The following is a 16,582-nucleotide window of genomic DNA, read 5'->3' on the forward strand; positions in this document are numbered from 1 at the left end:
GGGACCCGCTCGCCACGCCACCCGCTCCCTCTTAGGCAGTGCCGCGTTCCATGTAGTTTCGGATGAGGGCTAGGTGAAGTGCCCCGAGAAGGGCCGGCGGAGCCCCGCCGGCGAGGGTAGAGGTCGAGGGAGACTCAGCGCGCGGGCACGTCGGGCCTGGGGTCCGGGACGAAGCCGTCCCGGTTGGGCATGCGCACGGCGGGGAGCGTGTGCTGGTCCATGACGGCCTGCTCCGGGATGATGCCGTTTTGATGGAGCAGCCAGGCCACGAGCGCGTAGACCTCGTCGGGGGCGAGCGACTGGGGCGCGTTGTAGGGCATGGCCCGGCGGATGTAATCGAAGAGCGTCGTCGCGTAGGGCCAGTAGCTGCCCACGGTCTTGATGGGATGGTCGGTGGTCAACGTGCCGTGCCCGCCGACGAGGCGATCGCGCGGGCCCTCCGTGCCGGTGGGCCCGTGGCAGGCGGCGCACTTGGCCGCGAACAGGCGCGCGCCCTCGGCGACGGTCCCGCGGCCGGGCGGGAGCCCCTCGCCGCTCGGGGCCACGTCGATGTCCCAGGCACGGAGCTCCGCGGGCGTGGGCGGATGGCCGAGCCCGAGGGCGGACGGCTCCTCCTGCGGCGCCGCCCCGGCGCCGCCGCCGAGCAGGATCGCGGCCAGCGCGCCCGCGCAGACCCGCGCCGCCGCGCTACGCATGGTGGTGCTCCACGAGCCCATCGCTCCCCACCCGCCAGGTCTGGATGCCGTTGTAGTGGTACGTGGAATGGGTCCCCCGCGCGGCGATCAACGCGGCGCGGGTCGGCTGCACGTAGCCGGTCTCGTCGGCGCAGCGGGACTGGAGCAGGGCCTCGTGGCCCGACCAGCGCCAGGGGAAGGTGAAGCGGGTCACGCACTTCGGGAGCACGGGCTCGTCGAGCCGGGCCGGATGCCAGGAGCGGCCGCCGTCCGTGCTCACCTCCACCGCCGTGATCCGGCCCCTGCCGCTCCAGGCGAGGCCGCGGACCTCGACGAACCCGTGGGGCACGCGCTGGCCGCCGGAGGGGCTCGTGATGACCGACTTGGCCTCCATGACCAGCGTGAACTGTCGGGCCTTGCCGTCCGGCATCAGGTCCGTGTAGTGCGAGGTCTCCTCCCTCGTCATGGAGGGCGCGGTGCCCAGCTTCAGGCGCCGCAGCCACTTGATGCAGGTGTTCCCCTCCCAGCCGGGCAGCAGCAGCCGCAGGGGATAGCCCTGCTCCGGCCGCAGGGCCTCGCCGTTTTGCCCGTAGCAAAGCAGCGCCTCCTCCAGGATCGGCCCGAGCGGGATGCTCCGCGTCATCGCGGCCGCGTCCGCCCCCTCCGCCAGCATCCAGGTCGCCTCCGGCTTGACGCCGACCTCGCGCAGGAGGGTCGCGAGCGGCACCCCTGTCCACTCGCTCGTGCTCAGGAGCCCGTGCGTCTGCTGGACGGTCCGCGCCTCCGGCGCCCCCCACTCGCCCGCGCTGTTCCCGGCGCACTCGATGAACGCCAGCCGGGAGACGGAGGGAAAGCGCCGCAGCTCCTCCATCGTGAAGGAGAGCGGGCGGGCGACGAGGCCGTGGACCAGGAGCCGGTGCCTGGCCGGGTCGATCAGCGGGACGCCGTTGTGGTGCCGCTCGAAGTGCAGGTCCGAGGGCGTCACGATGCCGTCGAGCGCCGCCAGCGGCGTGAGTGAATGGGAGGAGCCGGCCAGCCGCTTCGCCTGCTCGAACCGCGCCCGCCGGCCCAGCTCGCTGGGCAGGGCGCCGGGGACGCGCGTCGGGTCCTCGGGCACGGGGGCGTCGTCGGCCCGCGCGGGCGGCGCGACGAGCTGCGCGGCGGTCAGTCCGGCCAGCGCCGCGGCGCCCGCGAGGAAGGTCCGGCGATCGAGCCCCGAGGCCGGTCGGCCCGCCGCCGCCGCCAGCCGTTCCCGCTTCGTCCGCTTCCCTCCGTCCATGGCTTCCTCCTCTCGCTCGTCAGAAACCGGCCTCAAGAATGCCATGACCGCGGGCGCGAAGCCAGAGGCTCGCGAGGACGAGCCCCGCGGTCAGGGCGAGGGCGAGGTAGTCCGGCGCCCGCAGGCGCAGCTCCAGGAAGGGCTGTCGCCTGAGCCCCGGCCCGAAGCCCTTGGACTCCAGCGCCATCGCGAGCAGCCGGGTCTGCCGCAGCGTGTGGCCGACGAGGGGCACGATCAAGGGCGCGTAGCGGCCGATCCGGGCCAGGGGGCCGCCGGCCGCCAGGTCGAGCCCGCGTGCGCGCTGGGCCTGCACGATCGTGGCCGCCGAGCCGATCAGGCTCGGCACCCAGCGGAAGGCCAGCGACAGGGCGAACCCGGCGACCGCGGGCAGCCCCATCCGCTGGAGCCCGAGGCTGAAGGCTTCGATCGTCGTCGTGGAGAGCAGGATCAGGCCGCCGATCAGCATCGCGTCCAGCCGCAGGCCCATGCCGAGCCCGAACTGGACGGCCTCGACGGTGAGCGGGTGTCCGCCGACCGTGAACCACGGCGTCCGCCCCGCGACGAAAAAGGGCCAGAGGAGGAGGCAGTAGAGGAACAGGAAGACCAGCAACGGCGCCGTCCGGCGCAGGGCGGGCAGGGCGCCGGCCGCCGCGGCCAGGAGGAGCGCCCCCGCCGTCGCCGCCGCGAGGTACCGCGGGTCGGAGAACAGCAGCGCGATCGCGAAGAGGCCCGTCACGGCGAGGATCTTCGTCCTGGGGTCTAGCCGGTGGAGCCAGGTGTCCCGGTCGCGGTAGAGGAAGAAGGAGCTCATGGGAGCAAGGGGGAGCTGATTGAGGGGTTGCCGGCTTGACGAATGGAGGGCTGGAGGGCGGCGCGGACCTCCTCCACCGTGAGCAGCGTGCGTCCCCAGCGCGCCGCGAACCGCGTGAGCGGCGGAGCCTCCAGGCCCAGCGCCGCCGCCTCCACCGGCTCGGCCAACCGGCCGAACAGCTTGCGCGTCGGACCGTCCGCGACGATTCTTCCCTCGCGCAGGACCAGGCAGCGCCGCGCGTGGGCCGCGACCAACGGCAGGGCGTGGGTGACGATGAGGATCGTATGGCCGGCGTCGTTCAGTCGCCGGAGCATCGCCATCATGCGGTCGGTCTCCTCCGCGTCCAGCCCGGTCGTCGGCTCGTCGAAGATCAGGATGCGCGGCCGCGTCGCCAGCACGGAGGCGACCGCGACCCGCTGGCGGTCCCCCTTGGTCAGGGAGAAGGGGTCCTGGCCGCGCACCTCGGGCCGGTCGAGCCCGACGGCCTGGAGCGCGGCGGCGACACGGGCCTCGCGCTCCGTCGGCGGCAGGCCCAGGTTGCGCACGCCGAACGACACCTCCAGCTCCACGGTCTCGGCGAAGATCTGGTGGTCCGGGTTCTGGAAGACGGAGCCGACGCGCGCGGCGAGCCGCCCGGGTCCCAGGCGGCGCGTGTCCTCGCCCTCGACGAGCACGGACCCGCGGTCGGGGAGAAGCAGGCCGTTGAACAGCTTGGCGAGCGTGCTCTTGCCCGAGCCGTTCTCTCCGAGGATCGCCAGGAACTCCCCCGCCCGGATCGTGAGGTCGAGGTCGGCCAGGACCGGCCTGCCCCGCTCGTAGCCGTACGCCACGCCGCGGCACTCGATCACCGGCGGGGCCTCCGGCTCGATCGGCGGCGCGGGCTCGGCGCCCGAGAGCGTCAGCCCGTGCTCGTCCGCCATCCGCCAGGCCTCCTCGACGGTGAGGGGCAGGGTGGGCAGGCCCAGGCCGGCGAAGCACCGGGCCAGCGGGAGCGGCCGGAGCCCGAAGGCCGCGGGCAGGTCCGTCCGTTCCGCGCGGCCGAAGAGGTCCCGGGGCCGTCCCTCCCAGGCCAGCGTGCCTCCGTCCAGCACCAGGACGCGGTCGGCCGCCGCCGCCTCCTCCGGGTCGTGGTCCACGAGGACGAGGCCCATGCCCGTCGCCTTCAGCCGGTGGAGCAGGGCGCAGAGATCACGCCGGCCCGCCGGGTCGAGGTCCGTGAACGGCTCGTCCAGGACGAGGAGGGCCGGCTCCCGGACGAGGACCGATCCGATGACCAGCCGCTGGCGCTGGCCGCCCGAGAGCGTGAGCGGGTTCCGTCGCTCCAGCCCGGCCAGGCCGATGAGGGCCAGCGTCCGCGCGATCCGTTCCGCCATCTCCGCCCGCGAGAGCGGTCGGTCGCGGCGGCCGGCCAGCTCCAGCGGCAAGGCCAGCTCCATCTCCAGGTTCGTCGAGACGAGCTGAGCCTCGAAATCCTGGAACACCAGCCCGACCGAGCCGGCCTGTTTCCAGACCGGCCGCGAGGTCGTGTCCCGGCCCTCCACGAGCACCGATCCCGACCGCTCGCCCGCGACCAGGTGGGGGATGAGCCCGTTCAGCGCGTAGCAGAGCGTGGACTTGCCCGCGCCGCTCCGGCCCATGACGGCGAGGGACTCGCCCCGCGCGAGGGTGAGCGACAGGTCCCGCAACGCCGGGCGGCCGGCTCCCGCGTAGGTGAAGCCGAGGCGCTCGACGGCCAGCAGGGGCGCGCCGTCCCTCGGGGCCGCCGCGACCTCGTCCGGTTCCGACGCCGCGGGCCCGATGTCCTGGTACCGCAACCCCCAGCGCTTCACGCGCGGGTGCAGGAAGAACAGGAGGGCCGGGGCGAGCAGGAGCGACATGAGGAGGTTGTTGACGAAGATCGCCGTCGTCAGGACCTTGAAGGGGACCAGCCCGAGCAGGTCCACGCCCCAGCCGATGGTGACGGCGCAGGCGGCGGAGGCGACCGCGCAGATCACCGCGAACTCGACCATCTGCCGCCAGGAACGCGGCTCCGGCTCGCGGCCGGAGGAGAGGGGGCCGAGGCGGCCCCAGAGCAGGTAGGGCAGGTAGCCGTACCAGAAGTTGCCGATGAAGCCGAAGAGGCTCGCCGGCCCGAGCGTGCCGAAGCCGTCGCCGATCAGGTTGCCCAACCCGGAGCCCCAGGCGGCGGCGGGGCCGAACAGGAGCGAGGCCGCGACGGGCAGCGCGTTGGCCGGCCGCAGCTCCGCGAAGCCGGGGATGAGCGGGATGCCGACCTTGAAGGGGATGAGGACCGCGGCGTAGACGGCGGCGGTCTGCGCGACGAGGACGATCAGGCGCGTGTCGCGCCAGACGGCGAAGAGGTCGTGGACGTGCCGGCGGACCGATCGCAGGGCGGCGCCTCCGGGGATGGACGGATGGGCTGGCGGGCCGTATTATCGGCCGCCGCCCGCCGGGGGTCAATCGCCGCCGGGGCGGACCGGCGGCCGCGGGGAAGAGCGGAGCGTACGCCGCGGCTCAGGCGAGCGGCAACGTGACCGTGGTCCGTTCGCCGGTGGCTTCATTCAGGAAGACGAGCTGCCCGGCATCCTCGCGGGCCAACTGGACGTTGGCATTGAGCAGCTCGATGCCGTACACCGTACCGTCGGGCGCCAGGTCGACGTTGACCTCGTCGCTCACGCGAATCGTTTCGACCTCCGCCGTCTTGGCATGGAGACGGAGGTACGCGATATTGTGGCGAGGGTCGTAGGTGAGCTGCATATGGCCTCCTGCCCGGGCGAAGTGTCTAATAGTAGCGGGTGACCACGGTAATCACAAGCCAGTCTTCACCCTCACGCACGGCAAAGGCCTCGACCTGCTTGATGGCGTAGTGACGCGTCCGCCACAGGGAATCGAAGCGGAAATTCCGCCGAAACCCGCTGCGACCGAACTTCGCCGGAAAGGTCTCGCCGCCGAGCACGGTCGCACGGACCTCCTCCTCCGTCGCGCCGCGCTCCGAGAGGCGATCCCGTGCGTGAGGATGGAGGCGAACGATCACGGGATCCTCCGGGGATGGACGGATGGGCTGGCGGGCCGTATTATCGGCCGCCGCCCGCCGGGGGTCAATCGCCGCCGGGGCGGACCGGCGGGCGCCGCCCTCACGTCGTCGCGCCGACGCTGCGGGGAAGCAAGGACATCGGCGGGGGCCGCCCCGTTGTTTTTCCTCGACCGGCTTTGATAGACTCCGCCCCCATGAGCATCAGGATGGCGGGCGGGGAGTGGGAGCCGTTGCTGCTGGGGATCGAGCCCCGGAGCTGCCGGGTCTGCGGGAAGGGCCTGTCCCGCGACATCACCTTCTTCCGGGGCGGCTGGGCCCGCTGCACCGTCTGCAACCGGTACGTGCACTATAGCTGCCTGGCGAGCGGGAAGGTGGCCTTCCTCAAGGCGCGGCCCCGCGTCTGTCGGGTGTGCCGCGAGGAACAGGCGCGCGCCGCCTCGAGCGGCCCGCTTCCCATGGCGGCCGGCACGTGACCTCCTCCGACCGAGGGCGCGGCCCCGTCGCGACGCCGGTCCGAGCCCACGCCTGGTTCGCCGAGGTCACGCGGCTGGTCATCGCGCCCCTCGTGCTCCTCTCCGCCGGGTTCTTCACCGCCGATTTCGTCCTCAGCGGCCAGTACACCTGGCCGCGCACCAGCAAGGTCGCGGTGCTCACCCTGACCGTGTTGATCCTCGCCTATGAGTTCGTCTACAAGGAGCAGCGGGCGCGGAGCGCCATACCGTCGGACGGCCGGCCGCTGCGGGCGGTGGTCTACTCCTGCGCGATTCCCTACGTGGCCGGTGTCCTGGCGCTGCTGGCGCTGGCCCGCTGACGAGCCGCCCCGCGAGGGCGGCGTGACGGAGGAGCCGTGTCGCCGCTGTTCAAAAGTGGGGCCTTCGTGCAGCAGTGTTTCGCGGTCCATCCCCGCTGCCTCGTCCTCAAGAAGCACGCGCTCCCGGACCGGCTGATCCTCGCCTGTACCTCCTGCAACCTGCAGCACCGGCTGACGCTGCGCGGCATGGCCTCGCGCCTGCCCGTGGCCCCGCACGAGGGCCGGCCCCCTGCGGAGCCGACGGGGAAGCCCGAGGACTGGTTCGCCGGCTGCGCCGCGGGCCACGGGACGGGCCTGTGCGTCCGCGAGATGGACGTGCTGCGGGACTTCGTCGGGATGCGCTGTGCGGAATGCCGCCGCCTCTACGACTTCGACGTCTCGCTGTTCGAAACGCACCAGCCGTGACCCCGCCCGTGCCCTTCACCCCCGACGAGCTGGCGCTGATCGCCGACGAGCGGTTTTTCCTGGCGAAGGCGCGGGTCATGGCCAAGGTCCGCGGCCTGCTGGAGGAGATGCGGCCGGCGGTCGAGCGCGAGCTTGCCGGCGTCGAGCTCCTCGCCCCGCCGGGGTTCGACCCGAAGAAGTTCCAGCTCGTCAAGGGCGAGCACCTGGACGCCTGCCCCTACCAGTACCTCGACTTTCCCAAGCACTTCGCCGGCGACGAGAAGTTCACCTTCCGGACCCTCTTCTGGTGGGGCCACCACTTCGTCTTCGCCCTGATCCTGGAGGGGGCGGGGCTGCTCCGGTACAAACAGAACCTGATCAATCGCTACCACGCGGTGGCCGGGCGGGGGATTCACCTCTCACTGGGCCCGACGCCCTGGGAGTGGCGCTGCGGGGACGGCTACACCCTCGCGCTGACGCACGAGCGCAAGTCGCAGACGGCGGCCGTCCTGTCGGGGCGGCGCTTCGTCAAACTGGGACGGTTCGTCCCGCCGGACGATCCGGCGGTCCGGGAGGGGCGGCTGGTGGAGGTCGGCTGCGAGGCCCTGCGCGCGCTCCTGCCCGTCATCGGCGCCTGAGCCGAGCCCCGGTGGCCGACGGTGGACCGGGGCCGGGCCGCTGCGCTACACTCCGCCGGGGGTGCGGCTCGGACGTCCCGCCCGTCATGACGAACTCATCATCACTCTGGCGAAAGGAGGGCTCCGTGATCGGACGGATTGGTCGCCTGACGGCGACGATCGTGGCGTTGGCGCTCGCCGGCTGCGCCGGTACCGGCGAGGTGGTGACGCTCGACCTGCAACCGGTGCCGCCCGGCTCGACGCCGGCCATCCAGAACGAGGACGCGCTCCGGGTCCTGGTCGAGGCGTTCGCGGACAAGCGGCCCGCGAAGGAGCGGCTCGGAGTGCGGACGCACATCTGGGGCGGGGTGACCAACTTCGACCTCCCCGGGGGCAAGGTCGGCCCGGCGATGGCGAAGACGGTCGCCGACTACCTCACCCACCGGGGCTGGAAGGCGCGGCCGGCCGGCGCCGGCGGCGGGGATCACCCCGATGTCGTCATCACGGGGGAGATCGGCGAGTTCGCCGTGGCCGTGAAGAGCCGCTTCTTCTCCACGAAGATCGCCGTCGCGCTCAAGATGGAGCTGCAGGCCGTCAACGCGTCGGACAAGAGCCGGACGCGGCTGACCCTGGAGGGCAGCCGCACCGACACGGTCTTCTGGTTCGACGAGGAGGACGTGCAGCGGCTCGTCAACCAGACGGTCCAGGAGAGCCTGGAGCGGATGGTCGCGGACGTGAAGGTGGAGCAGCGGACCCTGCGGCTGAAGTAGCCCGGGCGGCCTCGGGCAAGGGGGGCGGCGGTGCGCGAGCGGCGGTGGGAGTCTCCCGCGAAGCTGGCGTTCGGCGACGTGCTGGCGCTGGGGGAGCGGCTCGCGGCGCTGGGCCTGGAGCCGACACCGCCGGCCCGCGACGTGATCGCCTACGTCGAGGAGTGGCGGGTGACCGAGCCGGAAGAGCTCGACGCGCTCTCGCCCTGGGCGATCGAGGACGTGACGCTCGTCCACCTCCAGGAGGGCTGGCGGGGGGATTTCTTCCTGCTGGCGGGGGGCTACCACACCGTCTTCCAGCGGCACCAGGACGTCGGGACCTACTGCTCGGTGAGCCATCCCTGGCGGCTCCCGTGGACCCCCGCGCTGCACTTCCCCCGCGGGATGTTCTGGGTGGGCTTCCGCCACCTGCACGCCTTCATCCGCGTCCGGCTGCACACGACCGAGGTGATCACCCCCGGCGAGACGCGCGGGGAGGCGCGTCGGGACGAGTGGACGGCGGAGCGCCGGCGGGTCTTCGAGGCCGCCGTCGCGTTCCTGGACCTGCCCATCGAGGCGGATGTGGAGAAGGGGAACGTGGTCCTGCGGGCCTGGAACCCCAAGGCCCCGCTCCTCTGTTCCTGGCCCGACGCCTTCGGCCCCTGCCAGTTCGAGTTCAACTCCTCCGACGTCTTCGAGTTCCTGGTCCCGGCCGGCCGCCTGGCCGCCTCCTGCGGCGGCGAGCCGGTGCCGGTGCGGGCCTACCTGACGGGGTTCTCCGAGGAGGCGCTGGCCGAGTTCCGGACCGTCCTGCCCGAGGCCCGCCTGGCGTACCGCTGCTCCGTCCACTGCCCGCTCGACGAGCTGTCGGAGGTCCTGGAGGCGGTCCAGCCGGAGGGGCGGGTCTACACGATGCTGTGCGAGTTCCAGACCCGGCGCCTGCTGCCCGAGGGGGAGGACGCTTCGGCGATCGTCGGCATCGTGGGCCGGGAGGGCGGGTTCCAGATCGAAGTCCGCTTGAACCGCGCCCCGCTGCCCGAGGCGCGCATGGGCCCGTGGCTCGAAGCGCTCCTGGGCCTGCCCGTGACCGCCGCCCCGCTCCCGCCCTTTCCGTGATCCCGCCCGCGCCTCCATGACCCCGGTCGCCCGCCTCCGCGCCGTGCTCGCCAAACCCGTCATGCCGGTCGTCTTCTTTTTCGCCGGCGTGATCTACGACGGCCTGACGCTGACGCGGATCGACCGGTTCCTCGACAACCTGCTCCTCTGCCTCTACATCGCCCTGCTGGGGGCGCTGATCGTCCTGGTCGGCCGGGCCGACCTCGCCGGCCGGCCGGCCGCCGAGGACGGGCCGCCGACGGGCGCGGCCGCGCTCGCGGCCCGCGCGCGCCCCTACGCGCCCATGGCGATCCAGTTCCTGCTCGGCGGGCTCTTCAGCGCCTACGCCGTCTTCTACTCGCAGAGCGCCTCCTGGAGCGCGGACGCCGTCTACTTCTTCGTCCTGGTCGGGTTGCTGGTCGGCAACGAGTTTCTCCACAGCCGGTTGACGAACCTCAAGCTGCTGGCCAGCCTCTACGCCCTGGTCTGCCTGAGCTTCTTCACCTATTTTCTTCCGGTGGTGACCGGCTTCATGAACACGGCCATGTTCCTGATCGGCGCGCTCCTGAGCGCCGGCGTGGCGCTCAAGCTGGTCGAGCTGGTCTACCGGGGCGCGCCAGACCGGCCGCCGCGAGAGCGCCGGATGGCCGCTCTGCCGGCGACGGCGGTGGTGCTCCTCTTCGTGGCCTTCTATTTTCTGAACTGGATTCCCCCCGTGCCGCTCTCGCTCAAGTTCGGCGGCGCCTACCACCGGGTCGTGAAGAAGGACGGGGCCTACGAGCTCACCTACGCGAAGCCGCCCTGGTACCGGTTCTGGAAGAAATCGGACGGGCGGCTCCCCGCCGGGGCTTCCGCCTACTGCTTCACGGCCGTGTTCGCGCCGGCCACGATCACGACCACGGTTTACCATCACTGGCAGCACCGGCCAGCCGCGCAGGGCGGCCGGGGGCCCTTCATGACGACCGACCGGCTGCCGATACGCCTTTCGGGGGGAAGGGACGCGGGGTTTCGCGGGGTGACGGCCAAGCAGCGGGTGACGCCGGGCGAATGGCGTGTGGACGTGGAGGCGGCAGACGGCCGGGTGATCGGACGGATCGCCTTCACGGTCGTCGAGGCGGCGGAGCCTCCTCCCGAGATGGAGGTCCGCCTCTACTGAACGCCGGCTGGGGCGCCTTGACTTCGCCGACCCGGAGGAAGGACGATAGCGCCATGGAGCCCGGCCCAACCGGCTCCTTGTCCAGGAAACGCGGAGCCCGTCATGCCCGTCGAACGGTTTCTGCGGCGACCACGCTGTTCCGCGAGAAGCGGCCCGACTCCGCTGGGGTGGGCGGCGGCGATCCTCTGCCTCGCCGTCACGGCGGCGGGGGCGGAGCCGGCCGCCCCGCCCGCGCACGAAAGCACGCCGCATGGGCCTTCCGTCCCGGCAGCCAGCGCCGTTCCGCCGGCCGACGCCATCGCCCACTATAACCGGGGGCTGGCCCTGGAGGCACAGGGCGACCACGAGGGCGCGATCCGGGAGTTCCGCCAGGCGATCCACCTGCGGCCCGACATGGTCGCCGCCCACCACGGTCTGGGGCTGGCGCTCCAGAGCAAGGGCGACCTGGACGGGGCCATCAAGGAATACCGCAAGGCCCTTCATCTGCAGAGCGATCTGCCCGCGGTCCATCACAACCTGGGGCTCGCGCTCGAAGCCAAGGGCGACCTGGACGGCGCCGTGAGCGAGTTGCGGGAGGCGGTCCGCCTCTATCCGGAGGACGCCGCCGCGCACGCCACGTTGGCCCAAGCCCTGCGGGCCAAGGGCGACCGGGCGGGAGCCGTCGACGCCTACCGGGCCGCGATCAAGCTGAAGCCGGACGAGCCGGCCTACCACTACGAACTGGGCCAGACGCTCGCGGCGGGGGCGGACGTGGAGGGGGCGATCGCGGCCTATCGGGCGGCGCTGGCCCTGCGGCCGGACCTGGCGCCGGCGCATCACCACCTCGGGCTCCTGCTCCAGGAGCGGGGCGACCTAGACGGCGCCGTCGCCGAGTACCGCGCGACGGTCAAGCTCCAGCCGAAGGAGCCCCGCGCGCGGGCCAACCTGGCGACGGCGCTGCTGACCAAGGGCGACCTTGCGGGCGCGATCGCGGAGTTCCGAGCGCTCCTGCAACTGCAGCCGGAGAACACGGCCGCTCGCCACGGGCTCGGCCGGGCGTTGCAGGCGCACGGCGACCTGGCCGAGGCGATCGCCGAGTACCAGGCCGCGCTGCGGCTCAAGCCCAACGACCCGGAGATTCACCAGGACCTGGGGCGCGCCCTCCAGGACAAGCACGACATGGAGGGGGCGATCGGCGAGTATCGGGCGGCGCTCAGGCTCAAGCCCGACTACGCCCTGGCCCACTACAACCTGGGCATCGCCCTGATGGCCAAGAACCGCCCGGGCGAGGCGGCCCAGGCCTTCCGCGACTACCTCAAGCTCATCCCCGACACGCCCGCCAACCACGTCTGGATCGAGCGCGCCCGGTCCATCCTCCAGATCCTGGGCCGGTTCGAGGACAAGAACGGCGCCAACGGCAGGAACGGGACGCACTGAGCCGAGTCCCATCGCCCGCAAGCTGCTTCCACGTTTTGCGGGACGTGGCCGATTCGCCCTGCGCGATCACCCGGCTCACTCCCGCTTCGACGCGTGCTGGAAGATGCACTGGGGGCAGGTGTAGTGGATGTAGGCGCCGCGGCCGACGAGGCGCTTGATCATCGGCACCTTGCACCAAGTGCAGAGGCGGTCGGGGATCGTCTCGGGCGCCGCGGCGGGCTGCTCGGAACGGGGCTGGTCGGTCATGGGCGGCATTGTCCCCGACCGGTCCGCGGGTTGTCAACGAGACGGCGGCCCGCTCGGAACGGCCTGCTGGCGTCGCCAGAGCGGTGGGCGTAGAATGGTCCCCATGCGTGCGGCGTCCATGGGGTGGGCGGCTCTGGCGGCGGCGTGCCTGGCCGGCTGCGCCCACGAGCCGACCTTTCCCGCCGAAGCCTCGAAGGGGTTCGACCCCCACGAGCAGATCGGCATCTTCAACCCCGAGGCCGACACCTACCTGGCCGGTCGGGTCGTGCAGCTCGGCGGCGTCATCCTCCGCGCCGCGCCGTCCGAGGAGGGGACCTTGATCACGGCGCAGGAGCTGCCCCTGAAGGGTTCCCCCCCGCGGCCGGCCGACGAGGTCAAGCCGAGCGGTCAGTTCGTGATCCTGTACCGGGGCCGCATTGATGCGGGCGGGCTGCAGCGCGGGAACAAATTCGCCCTGATCGGCGAGCTCAAGGGGACCCAGCCGATCGAGGACGGCGAGGCGAACAAGGCCGTCCCCTTCCTGCACGCCCGCTGTCTGCACGTCTGGAAGACGGGCGGCTACGCCATCGGGGACTTTCCGAACCTCGCCGACGGCTACTATCCGCTCGCCGAGGAAACCTACTGCGTCGCCTCGCGTTGAGCCTGCGGCGGCGCCCCTTGCATCCCCCCCCTCGCTCCGTTAGACTGCCTCGCCATGACCCAGGTGCGGGAATTTCTCAAGGCCTTGCCGGCCAAGTTGGATCGGAATGCGGCTGAGGGGCTGGACGCGGTCGTCCAGTTCGACCTGAGCGGGCCGCAGGGCGGGCAGTTTCATCTGATCGTCCGGGGCGGCGCCTGCTCGGTCGAGGAGGGTGCCCACCCCCGGCCGCAGGTCGTGCTCGCCATGTCGGGGGAGGACTGCCTCGGCGTGCTCACGGGCCGGCTGGACGGCTCGTCCGTCTTCCTGTCCGGCCGCCTGCGGATCGAGGGCGACTTCGGGCTGGCGCTACAGCTCAAGTCCCTCTTCCCGTCCGTGGCCTAGCCTCGGGCTCCACTCCCCACCGTCCCCTCGCGCCACGCCCGGTCGCGCGCGGGGTCGATCTCCGGGTCCGAGCGCCGCGGGAATTTCTCCTCCAGGATCAGGTACAGCGCCGGGATCAGGAAGAGCGTCAGCAGGGTCGAGACGCTCAGGCCGCCGATCACCGCCCGCGCCAACGGCGCGTTCGTCTCGCCGCCCACGCCCCAGCCCAGCGCCATCGGCGCCAATCCGAACACGGTCGCGAGCGAGGTCATGAGGATCGGCCGCAGCCTGGTCCGCGCCGCCTGGATCACCGCCTCGCGCAGGGGCCGCCCGCGCCGCCGGAGCACGTTGGTGTAGTCCACCAGCAGGACGCCGTTCGAGACGACGATGCCGAGCATCATGATCACGCCCATGAACGAAGTCGTGGACAGGGTGGTCTTGGTGAGGAACAGCATCAGGATCACGCCGGGCAGCCCCATCGGCACGGAGAACATGATGATGAAGGGGTCCACGAGCGACTTGAACTGGGCGGCCATGACCATGTAGACGAGCACGAGGGCGAGGACGCTGGCGAAGATCAGCCCCTCGAAGGTTTCCCGCTGCTGCTGGACCTGGCCGGCCAGCCGGATGCTGAAGCCGGGCGGGAGCTGGATCTCCTTGAAGCGCTCCTCCAGCTCCTCGGCGATCGAGCCGAGGTCCCGGTTCACGGGGTTGGCCGTGATGTGCACGACCCGCTGGAAGTACTTGCGGTCGATCTTGACGGGGCCGGCGTTGAACGAGATGGCCGCGAGGTTCTTGAGCAGCACGGGCTCGCCGGATCGGCTGATGAGCACGATCTGCTCCAGGTCGGTCAGGTCCTTCCGGAACGGCTCGGCGAGCCATGCGCTGATGTAGTACTCGTTCCCGGTCTCGGGGTCCGTGTAGATGATCGGGTCCGTCTGCCCGTTGCCGTTGAGCGAGTAGAGCACCGCGCTGGCGACGTCCTGCTCGCTGATGCCCAGCAGCGCCGCCTTCTCCCGGTCCACGGTGATGTCCAGCTCCGGGTAGTTCTCCTCGCGGCTCACCTCGACGTCGGCGAGCCCGGCGACCTGGTGCATCGCGGCCTCGACCTGCCGGATGACCCCGCGGGCCTTCTCCAGCTCGTAGCCGTAGATCTCCACGTCCACCGCCTTCTGGGAGCCGAAGCTGGTGACGCGTTTCACGATGCCGCCGGGGTCGAAGAACATCGCGACGCCGGGGAACAGGCCCAGAACCTTGGGGCGGACCTCGTTCATGATCTGGACCTGGTTGCGCGAGCGCCGGTCGGGCGGGACCAGGTAGACCTGGACCAGGGAGGTGTGCGGCCCCGTGTTGGGGTTGAACAGGGAGGAGCGGCCCTGCGCGAGCACGCCCGTGCTGGAGACGATCGTATCCAACTCCTCGGGGCGGATCGTCTCCCGGAGGACCCGCTCGATCTCGGCGACCTGCTGCTCGGTCTTCTCCACGCGCTGGCCCACGGGCGCGCGCACGACGATCCGGAACTGGCTCTCGTCGGTGACGGGGATGAACTCCGTCCCGATGAAGGGCACCAGCGCGAGCGAGGCGGCGAAGATGGCCAGGATGACGCCGATGAGCACCCGCTTATGGCCGAGCGTCCAGGCCAGCGCCCGCTGGTAGCGGTCGTCGAAGCGCTCGTACCAGTCGCGGCTCCGGTCCATGAAGCGCAGCCACCAGCCCGGCAGCCGCGCGCGCGTCTCCTGCTCCGGCTTGAGGAACTTGAAGCAGAGGGCCGGAGTCACGGTGCGGGAGACGAAGAAGGACGTGAACAGCGCGACCGCGATCGTGTAGGCCAGCGGGATCAGCAGCAGCTTCGCGATGCCGACGACGAAGAAGATCGGCAGGAACACGACGACCGTGGTGACGGTCGAGGCGAAGATCGGCATCGCGACCTCGCGGGCGGCCTCCAGCAGGGCCTCCCACTTGGTCGGGACGCCGAGCTGGAGGCTGGCCTCCGGCGCGAGCGCCCGGGCCTCCTCGCGCACCGCCTCCCAGCGGCGGTGGCTGTCGTTGAGGTGGCGCTGGATGTTCTCCAGCTCCACGATCGAATCGTCCACGAGGCGGCCGACGCCCAGCGCGAGCCCGCCGAGCGTGAAGATGTTGAGCGTCTGGCCCGTGAAGTAGAGGACGATGAACGTCACGAGGACGGACAGCGGGATCGCCACCGAGATGATGAGCGTGCTCGTGAGATTGCGGAGGAAGATGAGGATGACCGCGGCCGCGAGCAGCGAGCCGTGCAGGGCCTGCTCCATCAGGTTCTGGATGGCCATGCGGATGTAGGTGGACTGGTCGAAGGAGATGCCGAGGCGCACGCCGGGCGGCACCCCGATCATCCGGGGCAAGGCCTCCCGCAGCTTGTCCACCACCTCCACCGTGTTGGCCGTCGGCTGCTTGTTGACCCGGAGGTAGACCGACCGCTCGCCGTCGGTGCGGACGATGTTCGTCTGGATGTCCGAGGAGTCGGTCACCGTGCCGAGGTCGCGGACGCGGACGGGGTTGCCCTGCGGCGTCACCTTCACGATCACGTCGTTGATCGGCTCGACCGCCTTGAACTGGTTGTTCGTGAAGACGTTGTAATCGAGATTGCCGGCCTTGATGTCGCCGGACGGCAGGATCAGGTTGGACGCCTTCACGGACCGGACCACGTCCAGGATCGAGAGTCCCCGCGCCTGGAGCAGCGAGGGGTCCAGGTTGATGTTGATCTGGCGGATCTTGCCGCCCTCGACGGTGGCCGCGGCGACGTTGGGGAGGCTCTCGATCTGGGGCGCGATCGTGTTGAAGGCCAGGTCGTAGAGCGCCCGCTCGTCCAGGTTGCCGCCGGCGACCGTGACGAAGGCGACGGGGATGTTGGAGACGTCGAACTTCACCACGAAGGGCTGCAGCACGCCGGGAGGGAGCTGGTTGAGGATCTGGGTGATGCGCTGCATCACCTCCATCTGGCCGACGTTGATGTCCGCGCCCCAGTTGAACCAGACCTGGACGGCGCCGATCCCGTGCTTGGAGAAGGACTCGACGTGCTCGACGTTGGACGCGGAGCTGACCGCCTTCTCGATCGGGTAGACGACGCTCTTCTCGATGTCCACCGGCGGGGCGCCCTTGTAGATGACCCCGACGAAGACCACCGGCACCTGGATGTTGGGGAAGAGGTCCACCGGCAGCCGATCCAGCGAGGTGGCGCCCAGCACCACCATCGCCAGCGACAGCATCAGGATGCCGATCCGATTCCTGAGCGCGAGCGAGGTCAGCCACATAGCCCAGCGTGAAAAGTGAGAGGCGA

General features: G+C 71.2%; 18 protein-coding genes. 10 read left to right on the plus strand and 8 right to left on the minus strand.

Translation table 11 applies throughout. From position 1 onward, the window contains the following. Nucleotides 1–134 precede the first annotated feature (134 nt). From AC1U7O_RS04680 to AC1U7O_RS04705, 6 genes are all read right to left on the minus strand, one after another. Complete coding sequence (locus AC1U7O_RS04680) at nucleotides 135–695, minus strand: c-type cytochrome (RefSeq protein ID WP_479893417.1); 561 nt, start codon at nucleotides 693–695, stop codon at nucleotides 135–137. After that, on the minus strand, nucleotides 688–1,953 hold the full coding sequence (gene soxC / locus AC1U7O_RS04685; RefSeq protein WP_479893418.1) for a sulfite dehydrogenase: 1,266 nt from the start codon (nucleotides 1,951–1,953) through the stop codon (nucleotides 688–690). The genes AC1U7O_RS04680 and soxC overlap by 8 nt, the downstream gene beginning before the upstream one ends. 19 nt (nucleotides 1,954–1,972) lie before the next feature. Further along, nucleotides 1,973–2,764, minus strand: a complete 792-nt coding sequence (locus AC1U7O_RS04690) for an energy-coupling factor transporter transmembrane component T family protein (RefSeq protein ID WP_479893419.1) — start codon at nucleotides 2,762–2,764, stop codon at nucleotides 1,973–1,975. Further along, complete coding sequence (locus AC1U7O_RS04695; protein ID WP_479893497.1) at nucleotides 2,761–5,172, minus strand: ATP-binding cassette domain-containing protein; 2,412 nt, start codon at nucleotides 5,170–5,172, stop codon at nucleotides 2,761–2,763. The genes AC1U7O_RS04690 and AC1U7O_RS04695 overlap by 4 nt, the downstream gene beginning before the upstream one ends. A 106-nt stretch (nucleotides 5,173–5,278) precedes the next feature. Further along, entirely contained in the window at nucleotides 5,279–5,521 is a 243-nt protein-coding gene (locus AC1U7O_RS04700; RefSeq protein ID WP_479893420.1) for a DUF2283 domain-containing protein, read from the minus strand. 25 nt (nucleotides 5,522–5,546) lie between these two features. Next, on the minus strand, nucleotides 5,547–5,798 hold the full coding sequence (locus AC1U7O_RS04705) for a hypothetical protein (protein WP_479893421.1): 252 nt from the start codon (nucleotides 5,796–5,798) through the stop codon (nucleotides 5,547–5,549). A gap of 194 nt (nucleotides 5,799–5,992) precedes the next feature. On the opposite strand from AC1U7O_RS04705, the gene AC1U7O_RS04710 reads away from it, so the two are divergent. The 8 genes from AC1U7O_RS04710 (at nucleotide 5,993) to AC1U7O_RS04745 (ending at nucleotide 12,023) form a co-directional block, all read left to right on the plus strand. Further along, a complete protein-coding gene (locus AC1U7O_RS04710) occupies nucleotides 5,993–6,271 on the plus strand; it encodes a C1 domain-containing protein (RefSeq protein WP_479893422.1) in 279 nt (92 codons plus the stop codon). Continuing rightward, nucleotides 6,268–6,609: a hypothetical protein gene (locus AC1U7O_RS04715; protein ID WP_479893423.1), complete on the plus strand. Its 342-nt coding sequence runs from the start codon at nucleotides 6,268–6,270 to the stop codon at nucleotides 6,607–6,609. Before AC1U7O_RS04710 ends, AC1U7O_RS04715 begins: the two co-directional genes overlap by 4 nt. Before the next feature lie 36 nt (nucleotides 6,610–6,645). Beyond that, nucleotides 6,646–7,014 carry a hypothetical protein gene (locus tag AC1U7O_RS04720; protein WP_479893424.1) on the plus strand — a complete coding sequence of 123 codons (369 nt, stop codon included), beginning with the start codon at nucleotides 6,646–6,648 and terminating at the stop codon, nucleotides 7,012–7,014. After that, nucleotides 7,011–7,631, plus strand: coding sequence for a hypothetical protein (locus AC1U7O_RS04725; RefSeq protein WP_479893425.1), 621 nt, complete (start codon nucleotides 7,011–7,013; stop codon nucleotides 7,629–7,631). The genes AC1U7O_RS04720 and AC1U7O_RS04725 overlap by 4 nt, the downstream gene beginning before the upstream one ends. Nucleotides 7,632–7,756: 125 nt before the next feature. Next, nucleotides 7,757–8,380, plus strand: coding sequence for a YajG family lipoprotein (locus AC1U7O_RS04730; RefSeq protein WP_479893426.1), 624 nt, complete (start codon nucleotides 7,757–7,759; stop codon nucleotides 8,378–8,380). Nucleotides 8,381–8,410: 30 nt separating this feature from the next. Further along, entirely contained in the window at nucleotides 8,411–9,472 is a 1,062-nt protein-coding gene (locus AC1U7O_RS04735) for a hypothetical protein (RefSeq protein WP_479893427.1), read from the plus strand. A 16-nt stretch (nucleotides 9,473–9,488) separates the two neighbouring features. Continuing rightward, nucleotides 9,489–10,607 (plus strand): DUF2914 domain-containing protein, encoded by a 1,119-nt coding sequence (locus tag AC1U7O_RS04740; RefSeq protein ID WP_479893428.1) that lies wholly within the window; start codon nucleotides 9,489–9,491, stop codon nucleotides 10,605–10,607. Between the two features lie 102 nt (nucleotides 10,608–10,709). Next, nucleotides 10,710–12,023: a tetratricopeptide repeat protein gene (locus tag AC1U7O_RS04745; protein WP_479893429.1), complete on the plus strand. Its 1,314-nt coding sequence runs from the start codon at nucleotides 10,710–10,712 to the stop codon at nucleotides 12,021–12,023. A 75-nt stretch (nucleotides 12,024–12,098) separates the two neighbouring features. Here AC1U7O_RS04745 and AC1U7O_RS04750 read toward each other — a convergent pair whose 3' ends face one another. Continuing rightward, entirely contained in the window at nucleotides 12,099–12,269 is a 171-nt protein-coding gene (locus AC1U7O_RS04750) for a hypothetical protein (protein WP_479893430.1), read from the minus strand. A 103-nt stretch (nucleotides 12,270–12,372) separates the two neighbouring features. Between AC1U7O_RS04750 and AC1U7O_RS04755 the strand changes: the two genes are divergently transcribed. Then, nucleotides 12,373–12,909 (plus strand): Slp family lipoprotein, encoded by a 537-nt coding sequence (locus AC1U7O_RS04755; protein ID WP_479893431.1) that lies wholly within the window; start codon nucleotides 12,373–12,375, stop codon nucleotides 12,907–12,909. A gap of 54 nt (nucleotides 12,910–12,963) precedes the next feature. Further along, a complete protein-coding gene (locus tag AC1U7O_RS04760) occupies nucleotides 12,964–13,290 on the plus strand; it encodes an SCP2 sterol-binding domain-containing protein (protein WP_479893432.1) in 327 nt (108 codons plus the stop codon). Here AC1U7O_RS04760 and AC1U7O_RS04765 read toward each other — a convergent pair. Next, nucleotides 13,287–16,556, minus strand: coding sequence for an efflux RND transporter permease subunit (locus AC1U7O_RS04765; RefSeq protein ID WP_479893433.1), 3,270 nt, complete (start codon nucleotides 16,554–16,556; stop codon nucleotides 13,287–13,289). The two genes, AC1U7O_RS04760 and AC1U7O_RS04765, sit on opposite strands and share 4 nt — an antisense overlap. Nucleotides 16,557–16,582 lie beyond the last annotated feature (26 nt).

The sequence above is a fragment of the Candidatus Nitrospira neuquenensis genome, from assembly GCF_979578155.1.